The organism is Bacillus sp. OV166, from assembly GCF_900177675.1.
In the GTDB taxonomy this organism is placed as follows: Bacteria; Bacillota; Bacilli; order Bacillales; family Cytobacillaceae; genus Neobacillus.
The window spans coordinates 458,462-470,790 of record NZ_FXWM01000002.1; the positions used below are offsets into that span (position 1 = coordinate 458,462).

At 35.1% G+C, this 12,329-nt stretch carries 11 protein-coding genes and 1 pseudogene; all 12 read right to left on the bottom strand.

The window, feature by feature from the left end:
* Positions 1 to 102 precede the first annotated feature (102 nt).
* Positions 103 to 1,050, bottom strand: a complete 948-nt coding sequence (locus CCK98_RS34050; RefSeq protein WP_088090971.1) for a site-specific integrase — start codon at positions 1,048 to 1,050, stop codon at positions 103 to 105.
* A gap of 281 nt (positions 1,051 to 1,331) precedes the next feature.
* A complete protein-coding gene (locus CCK98_RS34055) occupies positions 1,332 to 2,369 on the bottom strand; it encodes a zinc-binding dehydrogenase (RefSeq protein ID WP_088090972.1) in 1,038 nt (345 codons plus the stop codon).
* Between the two features lie 204 nt (positions 2,370 to 2,573).
* A pseudogene (fba, locus tag CCK98_RS34060) lies at positions 2,574 to 3,418 on the bottom strand (class II fructose-1,6-bisphosphate aldolase).
* A gap of 166 nt (positions 3,419 to 3,584) precedes the next feature.
* Entirely contained in the window at positions 3,585 to 4,100 is a 516-nt protein-coding gene (gene rpiB / locus CCK98_RS34065; protein WP_088090973.1) for a ribose 5-phosphate isomerase B, read from the bottom strand.
* Positions 4,101 to 4,183: 83 nt separating this feature from the next.
* Entirely contained in the window at positions 4,184 to 5,398 is a 1,215-nt protein-coding gene (locus tag CCK98_RS34070) for an NADP-dependent malic enzyme (RefSeq protein WP_373408560.1), read from the bottom strand.
* Between the two features lie 359 nt (positions 5,399 to 5,757).
* Positions 5,758 to 5,940, bottom strand: coding sequence for an aspartyl-phosphate phosphatase Spo0E family protein (locus CCK98_RS34075; RefSeq protein ID WP_088090974.1), 183 nt, complete (start codon positions 5,938 to 5,940; stop codon positions 5,758 to 5,760).
* A gap of 114 nt (positions 5,941 to 6,054) precedes the next feature.
* Complete coding sequence (locus CCK98_RS34080) at positions 6,055 to 6,723, bottom strand: HAD family phosphatase (protein WP_088090975.1); 669 nt, start codon at positions 6,721 to 6,723, stop codon at positions 6,055 to 6,057.
* Between the two features lie 42 nt (positions 6,724 to 6,765).
* Entirely contained in the window at positions 6,766 to 6,936 is a 171-nt protein-coding gene (locus tag CCK98_RS35060) for a GapA-binding peptide SR1P (RefSeq protein WP_142292262.1), read from the bottom strand.
* Between the two features lie 84 nt (positions 6,937 to 7,020).
* Positions 7,021 to 8,220 carry a diphosphate--fructose-6-phosphate 1-phosphotransferase gene (locus tag CCK98_RS34085; protein WP_088090976.1) on the bottom strand — a complete coding sequence of 400 codons (1,200 nt, stop codon included), beginning with the start codon at positions 8,218 to 8,220 and terminating at the stop codon, positions 7,021 to 7,023.
* 431 nt (positions 8,221 to 8,651) lie between these two features.
* A complete protein-coding gene (locus CCK98_RS34090) occupies positions 8,652 to 9,635 on the bottom strand; it encodes a sugar ABC transporter substrate-binding protein (protein WP_088090977.1) in 984 nt (327 codons plus the stop codon).
* Positions 9,636 to 10,060: 425 nt separating this feature from the next.
* Positions 10,061 to 11,071, bottom strand: a complete 1,011-nt coding sequence (locus tag CCK98_RS34095; protein WP_088090978.1) for a LacI family DNA-binding transcriptional regulator — start codon at positions 11,069 to 11,071, stop codon at positions 10,061 to 10,063.
* 85 nt (positions 11,072 to 11,156) lie between these two features.
* Positions 11,157 to 12,170 carry a LacI family DNA-binding transcriptional regulator gene (locus tag CCK98_RS34100; RefSeq protein ID WP_088090979.1) on the bottom strand — a complete coding sequence of 338 codons (1,014 nt, stop codon included), beginning with the start codon at positions 12,168 to 12,170 and terminating at the stop codon, positions 11,157 to 11,159.
* Between the last annotated feature and the right edge of the window lie 159 nt (positions 12,171 to 12,329).

Sequence of the window (12,329 nt, forward strand, 5' to 3'; positions counted from 1 at the left end):
TTTCTGACTACCATCATACGACGAAATTAGATGAGTAGTGGTACATAATAGAAAAGATAATTTCATTTAAATGCAAATCTTCAACGCACTAAAAATTGTAAATTATAAATTCTTCAAAATGCTGCTCGCATTGTTTTTGTATCGTAAGCCTGCCTGAACGTAGCGATCAACCATCTCCCTGGTTTTATGACCTGTTTGTTTCATAATCGCAATTTCTGTCATTCCCATCATTGCTGCACTTGTTGATAATCCACTTCTTAAACTATGTGCTGCAAAGTCATTTATATCCATCCCGAGTTCCCCGATATATTTTTTTATAATAAGTGCTATGGATTTATCACTCAACCTTTCCTTGATATTTCCATGCCGATCAATTGAACGAAACAAAGCACCGGAAGTAATTGTCCCTAGCTTAATCCACTCTTGAGTTGCTTTAACTGGACAAAATTCGCTATATGTATAAACGACTCCTTTTATAAGATCATCATTCATTGTTTTGGTTTCTCGAACTCGTACGTCCATACCAAAGTCGTTAATCTGTAAATCTTCTATATTAATAGCCACAAGTTCTGAACGTCGGCTTGCAAGGGCAAAACCTAACAATAGGATCGCCTTATCCCTTACACCAATCAGAGTTGAGGTGTCAATCTTAGCGATTAGGGAAGGAAGGACCTGCAGCATTAGTGCCTTTTTCGGTTCTTGCCGAGTACCGATTTCTCTTTTTATCCCTTCCAATAAGGCTTGAACTTCAACTTGTTTGGCAGGTGGAAGATGATGTTTGAATTTATGCGCCATATTAATAGAAGAAACTCGTCTTCTTATAGTCGAATATTTATGTGTCGTTGCCAATTCAGATAAATAAAGGCATAGTGTACCTGCGGATGCAGGAATAGGATCTCGCGCATTCAACTCACACCATTCAGTGAAATTCTTCCAGTCCGACGCGTAACTTTTCTGGGTGTTTTTACTTTTAGAGTTTTGTATGTAGAATTTAGTTTTTTCCAGTTTTTCTTTATCAATCTGAAAAAATTTTCCACTTTCAGTTAACATAATCGAACCTCCTTAACTGCTGGTTTTTCTGGCTCTAAGTTCCGATAACTATATATTATCGGAACTCAGTACCTCCGTAAATATTAAAATCAAAAATTCAATCTTATTAAAGAAAAAATATCTAAAAAAATCCATGTAATAAAATAGACCTTTCACTTAAGGTTTGTTGTTTGCATTCCTGCTCTTAAACAATAGAAAAATATAAAGAAGGTATAAATGAAAAACCGTCTATGGTGGGATAAATGGTTTGAAAGATTATCATTAAAAGTCACTATGATAAATTATTTACTTGGATTCGGTTCTAATAAAACTTTAAATGCAGATTTGGAACGAACCATCTCAAAAGCTTCCTCCCACTTTTCTAGTGGCAATTTTGTAGAGATTAGAGGAAGAACATTAACTTTATTCTGTTCTAGCAGATTTAGTGCACGAATCCAAGATGTTCGTTCAGATGCAAAACCATTTGAAATCTTAATTTCTTTTGTGAGTGCCATGTCTAAATTAAATTTTATTTCTTTTCCATATAATCCAACTTGAACGTACAATCCTGTTTTCTTTAATAATTTCAAACAATTTCGTGAGGATGACTCAATTCCAGCGCATTCAAATGCAACATCAAACCCCTTACCCTTTGTTATCTGGTTTACTCTCTCTTCGACGTGTTCTTCGTCTATAATAATAGTGTCGTATGCACCCAAGTCTTTTGCTAATTGTAACCGTTCACGATCCACCGAAGTTCCTATCACGATGACATTTCCGCCAGAAGCTATTGCAACTTGCATTGTAAGTAATCCAATTGCACCTGGACCGGACACTAATACAAAGTCTCCTGCTAAGACACTACCACGCTCTACTACACATCGGACCATACAAGCTAAAGGTTCACATAACGCTGCTTCATCCATCGTTACATTTTCTGGAATGCGGAATGCTAAATGAGCTGGAATGACCATATATTCCGAGAACGCCCCATTCACACCTGAACCAATTGACTTTCTTTCTTCACAAAGCATTACTAATCCTTCATAGCAGTAATTACACTTTCCACAGCTTTTTGCTGCTGTTAAGGAAACTACTCTATCGCCAATTTTAAAATCAGTTACATCCGCCCCAACTTCAACAACAATTCCAGAGTATTCATGTCCCATTGTCACTGGATAATTGGCAGGATATTCATCGGCAATGATATGAAGGTCGGTTCCACATATCCCAGCTGCATGAATTTTTACTTTTATCTCGGAGGCTTTTACAATTGGTTCATCTAATTCAACAAGCCCCACATTGTGAAATCCTTCTCCCTTTTTAACTAACGCTTTCATAATTTTCCCCTTTCAATTCCAATTTCGTTTCGCATTTAAATTTTAATTTAAATGGATTCTTCTATTGCTTGTTCTACTAACTCTAAATATTTTTTTGTGTAATTGAAGATATATGAAAGACTACCATGTTTAGAAACTTCTAAACTTAACCTTAGTTCGATAACCTTTTTTGTTCTGATTTAATTGATTTTTTGAATCAGAACATTATGCTTTGTTTGAAGAACCTAATTCACGGATTTTATCAATAACCGCTTCTCTAATCGCTTCACGCCCTAGACCAATGAATTTACGTGGATCATATACATCAAAATCTGTATTCAACTTCGTCCGAACTGCTTTAGTAAAAGCTATTTGATTTTCAGTATTGACATTAATTTTTGCCGTTCCTAATGAAATTGATTTTTTAATTTGTTCAGTCGGGATACCCGTACCTCCATGTAAAATTAACGGTAGCTCAATAGTCTCACAAATTTCTTTCATTTCCTTAAAAACTAAGTTTGGCGCCCCTTTGTAAGGACCATGAACAGATCCTAAATGCCGGAGCAAGGCAATCAATACCAGTAAGTCTAACTAACTTCCTTACATTCTTTCGGATCAGCATAAATGACACCATCAGCAATTACATCGTCATCTTGTCCTCCAACCGTTCCTAATTCAGCTTCTACTGATACCTCTCGTTCATATGCATAATAAACTACTTGTCTAGTTATTTTCACATTTTCTTCAAATGGAAGATGAGAAGCGTCAATGATAACCGAAGTAAATCCAGCATCAATGGCATCTTTACATTTTACAAAACTTGACCCATGATCCAAATGAATAGCTACAGGAATTGTGATGCCCATTTCATCGATCAGGGCTTCCACCATAGCAGTTAGCACCTTATAGCTCCCCATATATCGAGATGCTCCTTCCGAAACACCAAGAATAATGGGTGATTTCTCTTCTTCGGCCGCAGCCAAAATGGCCTGTGTCCATTCTAGATTATTTACGTTGAATTGTCCCACTGCATAGCCTTCTGCTAATGCCTTATTTAACATCTCCTTCATTTAAGTTAACCCATAAGAACCCTCCCTAAGTAAAAGATCCAAAATACAAAGTGACTTTATCCATTTAAGGATCTTTATGTAAATCAATTATCAATTTTATTTAAACCCTTTTAGAACTGATAATCTATTCTAGCTTCATAAATTTGAAGCTTTATAAGCGTATTTTTTAATACATCCTTGCAACTATATCATTTATTAAAGATACTGCCTTCCTTGCATTGAATTCGTTATTGTTAAATTCATTAGTGGCTTCATATGTTGCTATTTTATTGACACGATTTGCGTGCCTTCCCCCTTCAAATGGGGTTGTTAACCATATTTTTGCAATTTCACGAGCTAAACCTGGACCAATGACACGCTCACCCATAGCTAATATATTCGTATCGTTATGTTCTCTGGTAGCCTTCGCACTAAAGGTATCATGCACAAGCGCACAGCGGACCCCCTTTACCTTGTTAGCAGTAATGCTCATTCCAATGCCTGTTCCACATATTAAAATACCACGGTCTACTTCTCCGTTGGCTACTTTTTCAGCTACCGGAAAAGCATAGTCTGGATAGTCAACTGATTCGCAACTTTCACAACCTAATTCAACATAGGTTATCTTCATTTCTTTCATTAATGAAATAATTTCTTGACGAATAAACATACCGCCATGGTCAGATGCAATGGCCAATTTCATCATTCTTCCTCCAATCTTCTTTTATTAAGAAAGATTAATAGTATTAAAATTTATTATACGAACCGAATGAAAAGTAGTATGTTTTATACCAGAACGTGATTATCTTTAGCGTTTTTCAAAAGACGATTTTTTATTTCTTCAGTATTAACATTCCGTTGTGAAACACCTGTTTCCATTGCAGCTTTAGCAACTGCAGATGCAACATGTGCTGCCACACGCGGATCAAAAGGATCTGGAATCACATACTCAGGGTTAAGATCTTCCTCTGAAATCAACTCAGCAATCGCATAAACAGCAGCTAATTTCATTTCTTCATTGATTGCTTTAGCATGAACATCCAGTGCCCCACGGAAAATCCCAGGGAAAGCTAAAACGTTATTTATCTGATTTGGAAAATCTGAGCGACCAGTTCCTACAACAAACGCTCCTGCCTCTTTTGCATCTATTGGCATAATTTCTGGTACAGGATTGGCCATTGCAAATATAATGGGGCTATGACGCATGGACCGAACCATCTCCTGAGTAACAGCACCTGCAGCCGAAACACCAACGAAAACATCAGCTTCAACAAGTGCATCTGATAAAGTTCCTTTTTTGTGTTCTTTGTTAGTTATCCTTGCCATTTCATCTTTAAATGAATTCATTCCAACAGAGCGACCTTCATAAATAATTCCATTTGTATCACATAAAATGACATCTTTTACACCCATATTAAGTAACAATTTTACAACCGCCACTCCGGCCGCCCCAGCACCATTTGCTACCACACGAATATCTTCTATATTTTTGTCTACCAGCTTAAGAGCGTTGATTAGTCCTGCAGCTGTTACAATGGCTGTACCGTGCTGATCATCGTGAAAAACGGGAATATTACAGGATTTCCGCAGGCGATCCTCGATTTCAAAACATTGAGGGGCAGCAATATCTTCTAAGTTCACTCCACCAAAAGTCGGTTCTAATAATTGAACCATTTCAACAATTTTATCGGTGTCTGTTGTATCAAGACAAATTGGAAACGCATCCACATCTGCGAATGATTTAAAGAGTAATGCTTTCCCTTCCATCACAGGCATAGCTGCTTTCGGCCCAATATTTCCAAGACCAAGTACCGCTGTACCATCTGAAACAACAGCAACAAGATTTCCCTTACTCGTATAATCATAGACTTTTTCCTCATCTTGATAAATTTCAATACAAGGTTCTGCCACACCAGGTGAATAAGCAAGACTTAAATCTCGGCCGTTGCGTACTTCTACTTTTGAATAGATACCAAGTTTCCCTTTATTTTTCTTATGCATTTCTAGGGACTGTTCCCGTAATGTCAATGTCATAACCTCTTTCGTAATAAATTTTCTATGGCAAAAAGAATTGGAAGTCATAATCGCAAAACTTATTTTTTGTCTGAAAATGAATTTTTCCATCACGATGATTGCATGTATCACCTCCCGAAAGGAATGTGTGGTGAAATATTCGTATCTGCTCTTTTTTGATTTAAATTTATTATTTAGTTGCTGAAAACGGCACTTTATTAATTTTTGTTTTTATTTTTCTTATTTTCTTGACGCTCAAAGCAATTTTAATAGATAATTTTTGAAAGGCTTTTGAACTCGTATTTTTCTAAACTAGTAGTTTTTTGCATCAGTGTGGCATTGTTCTCTCAATACGGAATAGAACGTACTTCTTGCATCATTTTTTGTAACATCGTAATTTCTTTATCTAATTGTTTACTAAGATCGATGGTACTCGTATCTGTAAGCCCTTTATTTTTTGCTAATTTATATAAATCTTTGCGATATTCACCTATACGTTTATGACATTCTAGTGCCGTTCTCAACAACATATCCTTATCTCCTTTTTCTTATTTTGTAAGTGAAGTCTAAAAAAGCCTTTCCATTTCAATGTTGTTATTGAAAAACAAACTATATTTTAAATAATCCTTCGTACTTTCTTAAAGTTAAACATGCCTTAAAGAAAATAGCTCTTTAAGTTCAGCAACGTTTACTTCCGCTAATGAAGCCACAACTCTATCTGCTTGTGTAAGATCCATGTTTATTTGTTTATGTCTTACTCCAATACAATGCATATTGGCAGTTTTAGCGGCTGTTAGACCATTAAAGGAATCCTCAAAAATTATACAGTTTGATACAAATACCCCCAGTTTTTCAGCTGCATGTAGAAAAATCTGTGGATCTGGCTTTCCCCTTTCAAAGTCTTCACCTGAAATAACTTCATCAAAATATTCTCTTAATTCACATTGATCCATTACTGTTTGTATTCTTCTCATTTCAGAAGAGGATGCTAAAGCAGTAGGAATACCATGTTTCTTTAAAGATCTTAATAAGGGTAATACTCCTGGAAACAACAGTTGCTTATAATCCCATTCTTTCTGTGAAAATATTTTATGTTGCAATTCAATAAGCTCATCAACGCTTTGCGACAAAGAATACTTTTCTTTTAAAATTGACCATTTTCTTTTGGCCGTTCCACCCATATAGCTACGTTGTGTAATCTCGTCTACCTGAATATCCAGTTTCTTAAATATCTCTTGGTTATACCTTCTATACACTGGCTCAGTATCGACAATTACCCCATCCATATCGAATATAACTGCTAAATTGGACACTATTTTCACCTTCCCATCTTCTTTTCAACTAAAGTCAGAGTACTAATTTCTAAGTTTAGAATCTTGTTCAATACCTTTGTCATCATTACATCTTTTTTCATTACAACGAGAATAGTAAAATCCAACTTTCTCTGAACTAAATGTATCCAAGAGGCGTCCACACTTATCACAAATAATAGAACCTAGTACTAATGTGTTTTCTGAAACTGACATAATTGATCATCCCTTCAATGTTAGTTAAATCAAAATTAATTGTTAACCCTAATGCAATGTCTTTATCACCTTAAAACCAACTATTTATATGACACGCCCATAAACAGGAAGACCGTTCTCCAAAGGAAGCAACAATTCACCCTGGATAATCGGACGTACGTAGTCAATAAATTCTTGGGACATGGAACAGTTTTCTTGATCATACCAACTTATTGGTACAAAGCGTTCTTTTCCTCCAACCTCTCTTAACGGTACTGTTTTATAAGAAATTTTATACTCTGTTAGATCTTCTCGACTTATTCCAATCATAACTCCTGTATAATTTTTCTTTGCAAAAGACCAGGCTTCTATTCCAACCTTGTAGGCTTCCGATACATCTGTTTTTGCAGCAAATATCATACTGCTTCGCTGCCAAGTACTAGGTAAAATAACATGTGAATGGATATCTGTTTCCTCTTTGATAATATTATTTAAATATGAAGAAACCCCCCCAAGCTTAGGACGACCAAGGATATCAAAGTTAAGGTCATTTCCTGAAATTAGGTTACACTTATGATCTTTAATCCCTTCTGAGACCACTACAACTGCACTCTTTTTTTCTAGATTTAAAGATTGAATTCTACTTATAAAGTCATTCTCATCAAACGGTACTTCCGGAATATATATTAAATCTTGACAATTGCCCCCTACATCTCCGACCAATGAACAAGCTCCTGCTAACCAACCAGTATGACGACCCATTGTTTCTATTATTGTAATACGGTTACTTACCATATAACTTTTCATGTCCATCTTAATATCAAGCATACAAGTGGCTAAAAATTTTGCAGCGCTTCCAAAACCAGGTGAATGATCGGTACCCATTAAATCATTATCTATTGACTTAGGGACACCAATTACAATTAATTCATAACCGACTTTTTTTGCTTGGTCATTAATCATTTGAGCAACATTCATGGAACCATTTCCGCCAATACAAAAGAAGTATCGAATATCCTTTTTTTTCATTACATTTAATATATTTTCGATATCTGTGACAGTGAGCTTATACCGCCACGATCCAAGCGCAGCACCAGGTGTCCAACGTAAACGATGACGATCCTCGTTAGACATGTTACTTAAATTCACAAAAGATCCATTTAGCAATCCATGTAATCCTCCTACTGCTCCATAAATCTGTCCCTTAAAAGATGAATCAAGCGCTCCATTTATGATTCCGATTAATGAGTTATTAATAACAGCTGTGGGACCCCCAGATTGAACAATTAGACAATTCCCATTCATAAGCTTTTCTTCCTTTCGTTATTCCACTCGGTTAATTTTAGTTAAGCGCTTCACTCTCTTGTTAAAAAAAATAAAATCATATTTTCTTGGGATTCCAATGCATTTCTGTCCAATTCTAATAACATCCTAATGCAATTTAATTATACTTTTATTAAGCGCTTTACCTATTTCTATTATATGTCTATCTATTCTGAAAATCAACTTGATTACTAAAAAATTGTTAACTGCAAGCTTGCATTTTATAATAGTTTTCTTATTCCTTCATCTTATGTATATAAAGTGGTATGCTTCTTCCTAAACCTTAACAACAGTTGTTAGCAACAAGCACTAACTCACTCTCCCAAAAGATTCTTAATAAACAAATAGAGAATGCCCTAGTTCTTTAGGACATCCTCTATGTCAAATCACGCCTATTACGTATAACTAAAAAGTTACTTTCCTAGCAATTTGTTTAGAACCTCTAATTTTTCTTTTGCGTTTTCTTTTGTTACAACATCAAGATCTGTAACAATTTTCTTATCAACTTTTTCTCCACTTAAAGATTTTACGATACTTTCTACACCTTTATAGCCCATATCATATGTTTTGACGGCAACAGTGGCGCTTAAGTTACCTTGACTAATGGAGTCAACCGCTTCGGTAATACCATCCATTCCCACAGAAACAATTTCTTTTCCTCTTGTTTTACTCGCTTTAAGTGCTCCGAGTGCCATTTCATCATTTGCACCAATAACGCCTTTAATTCCTGGATGTGCCTGTAAAATATCCTCCATGACAGATGTCGCTTTTACCCGGTCCCAATCTGCCGCTTGGGAAGCAACAACTTTTAGACCAGCCTTTTCCAAGGCTTCTTTTGCTCCCTTAACTCTATCGGCGCTTGTTGGTGTTCCTGAAATTCCTTCGAGTATTGCTACTTCGTCACCAGACTTTAATTTAGAAGCTAATATCTCACCAGCTTCCCTACCTGCGTTCACATCGTCATTTCCGATAAATGTAATTTTATCTTCTGAATCTACATCACTGTCTAATAGAGCAACAGGAATATTCTTTTTCTTAAATTCCTTTAAAATGGGGATGACGGTTTTGGGTTGACTCGGAGTTAAAACTACACCCGCAGGATTTTGATTTAACAAATCCTCAAGCATGTTGATTTGTTCCATATATTTTGTTTGATCATTGGGTGCAATAACGGTACCATCTACATTAAAATCTTTAAACGCAGCATTCGCACCTGCTTCAATAAATTTAAAATATTCAGAATCCAGACTTTTTAATACAACATACACTTTCTTTTTACCATTATCGCTAATTTTAGAACTAGTGCTTGTTATTACTGTATTATCTTTGTTACCACATCCGGCAAGTGAAAGTACTATCACTGTGAGAATTATTGAAACAGTTGCAAGCTTTCTCATAGCCATCCCCCTTGTAAGTAATGAGCAAGATCCTTGTATTGTGAAAAGTACGATATACTTTTTGATGTATCACCTCCACCCCATGAAAGTAAACGCTTTAATAAAGACAAAAAAATAAATTTACAATCCTGACTAAATAACGATTTTACTTTTAACTTAAATAATATTAGAAGTTAGATTATTTGTATCTATGATAATTCATGCTAATTAATTAAGCGCTTCACATTAATCGAAAAATCAATCTTAATATAATTATCGATATATATTAAGAATATCTGGTAACCTAAATTATTGTTAAAAGTCTAAAAATTGTAAATTTATGGTTTTAAAGTCATCGTTATTATTAAGCGCTTCACTTTTTGATTTTATTATATTTCAAACTATTCAGAAAATCAACATGTTACAAGAACATAAAATGAAATGGCTTAGGAATTTCCTTTCTTCACCACTTTTGCAGTTGATTCTCTCCTCACTAGTTCAGGCATTAATGTAACTCGTTTTATTGTCTCATTTCTTTCAATCATACCTACCATTAATTCCATAATTTCTTTCCCCATAATCTGTATAGGTTGAGCCATGGTAGTTAACGTAGGAGCAATTAATGTTGCAAGCATCGTGTCGTCAAAACCAATGACCGATAATTGTTCAGGAACGGAAATACCATATTCCCTAGCAGCATGAATCGCCCCTATCCCCAATAAGTCATTGCAAGTAAAAATAGCCGTTGGGGGATTAGCACTATTCAAATAGTTTTGTGTAATTTTTTTCCCCCAAACTATACTTATCTCCTTTGCATATTCAAAATTTCCTGGTACCTTTATCCTGTGATCTTCTAAAGCCTGTTTATACCCTCTTACTCTCTCTCGATTACTCCATACATCAAGAGCGATTATTCCTATATTTTCATGACCTAAGCTAATTAAATATGACGTAGCTTGATATCCTCCCATATAGTCGTCTATTGCTACTGTATTAATAGGAATCATTGGAGAATCACGTGCTATAATTGATACAGGAATATTCTCTTCTATCAATTCTTGTACCTTTGTTAGATCCTCAAATCCGGACGCTAGAATAAAACCATCAACACTTTTTTGTTTTAAAAGTGATAAATATTTATTTTCTTTTTCAGACGAATAATCTGTACTACACATAATTAGATTGTACCCCCAATTGGTCGCACTATCTTCAATATTTCGTGCTAGTTCAGAAAAAAAGGGGTTAGCCAAATCTGGAATTAACAATCCAATTGTTTTTGTCTTTTTTCCCGTCAAAGCAGATGCCATTACATTGGGATGAAAATCTAATTTCTTTGTCACACCTAAGACTTTTTTTCTTGTCTTTTCACTGATATTCCCTGTATTATTAATAACTTTAGACACCGTTGCAATTGAAACACCCGCCTTTTTTGCAACGTCATATATAGTAACTTTCATTTTTTCCCCCACTTTTTAGTTAACATTATAAAAAGAATAGTTACTGTTAAATTTGTATTACATGGAAGCCAAAAATTGGGATCACTTAATTTACGTTTATATTCACTCGTCCTGTTGATTTTCGTTCAACCAGTTCAGGTAATAATAGCTTCCGTTGTTTCCTTGTTACCGTTTCTTCAATTTCTGAGAGTAGTGACTCTATAGTAGCCTTTCCCATGTCACTGAGAGGTTGTGACATTGTAGTTAAAGTTGGACTACATATAGTTGCCAAGACTGAATTATCAAACCCTATAATTGATATATCTTCAGGAATGTTTAGTCCCCTCTTGTGCACTGCCCGCATGGCCCCAATTGCCAAGATGTCATTAAAAGCAAAAATAGCTGTTGGAGGTTGTTCTAAATCAAGAAGTTTCTCTGCTTGTCTTTCACCCTCTTCAAATGTAGCCCTTGACTCTGTTTTAAGCTTTTCATCATATATTAAGTGATAATCATTTAGTGCATTTTGATATCCACGAATTCGTTCTGCACTGCTTTGAACCGTTTCTGTAATAATTGCAATACGCTTATGACCTAGTTCAGCTAGGTAAGCTGTTGCTTCATATCCACCTCTATAATCATCTACTGAAACTGTATTAAGTTGTAATGAATCTATATTATAAGCAACCAAAACTATAGGTATTTTTTGCTCCATTAAATCTTTTATTAAATTTACATTATTAAAACCAGAAGTTATAATAATTCCGTCCACTCGTCTTCGGAGCAATAGAGACACGTATTTTTTTTCCTTTTTCTCATTATAATCTGTGCTACAAATAATTATGTTGTACCCTTTCTCATCCGCCCAGTCTTCAACACTCCTTGCAAACTCAGCATAAAATGGGCTCGATATATCCGGAATAATTAAACCAATTGATTGGGTACGTTTAACGGAAAGTGAGGAAGCAACGGAACTTGGATAATATTTCAATTCCTTCACTACATCCAATACCTTTTTCTTCGTTTTCTCACTGTATTTCCCGTTATTATTAATCACGCCAGAAACAGTGGCAATTGAAACACCTGCTTTTTTGGCTACATCATAAATCGTTGGTTGTTGCATAATCTTTCCTCATTTCAAAAAATTCATCTTCTCCTATTTAGTATAGCAGTATTTGAACACAATACATCATAAAAGTTAAACGCTTTACGAAAACAGTTATATACAGAAAGATTCATTGTAAAAATACAATGAATCTCACTGATAAAACCGATTAGTAAA

What these genes read in the sequence shown, in the direction of transcription:
- CCK98_RS34050 (WP_088090971.1), bottom strand. Translation starts at nt 1,050, where the DNA reads ATGTTAACTGAAAGTGGAAAATTTTTTCAGATTGATAAAGAAAAACTG.
- CCK98_RS34055 (WP_088090972.1), bottom strand. Translation starts at nt 2,369, where the DNA reads ATGAAAGCGTTAGTTAAAAAGGGAGAAGGATTTCACAATGTGGGGCTT.
- rpiB (WP_088090973.1), bottom strand. Translation starts at nt 4,100, where the DNA reads ATGAAATTGGCCATTGCATCTGACCATGGCGGTATGTTTATTCGTCAA.
- CCK98_RS34070 (WP_373408560.1), bottom strand. Translation starts at nt 5,398, where the DNA reads ATGCATAAGAAAAATAAAGGGAAACTTGGTATCTATTCAAAAGTAGAA.
- CCK98_RS34075 (WP_088090974.1), bottom strand. Translation starts at nt 5,940, where the DNA reads ATGTTGTTGAGAACGGCACTAGAATGTCATAAACGTATAGGTGAATAT.
- CCK98_RS35060 (WP_142292262.1), bottom strand. Translation starts at nt 6,936, where the DNA reads ATGTCAGTTTCAGAAAACACATTAGTACTAGGTTCTATTATTTGTGAT.
- CCK98_RS34085 (WP_088090976.1), bottom strand. Translation starts at nt 8,220, where the DNA reads ATGAATGGGAATTGTCTAATTGTTCAATCTGGGGGTCCCACAGCTGTT.
- CCK98_RS34090 (WP_088090977.1), bottom strand. Translation starts at nt 9,635, where the DNA reads ATGAGAAAGCTTGCAACTGTTTCAATAATTCTCACAGTGATAGTACTT.
- CCK98_RS34095 (WP_088090978.1), bottom strand. Translation starts at nt 11,071, where the DNA reads ATGAAAGTTACTATATATGACGTTGCAAAAAAGGCGGGTGTTTCAATT.
- CCK98_RS34100 (WP_088090979.1), bottom strand. Translation starts at nt 12,170, where the DNA reads ATGCAACAACCAACGATTTATGATGTAGCCAAAAAAGCAGGTGTTTCA.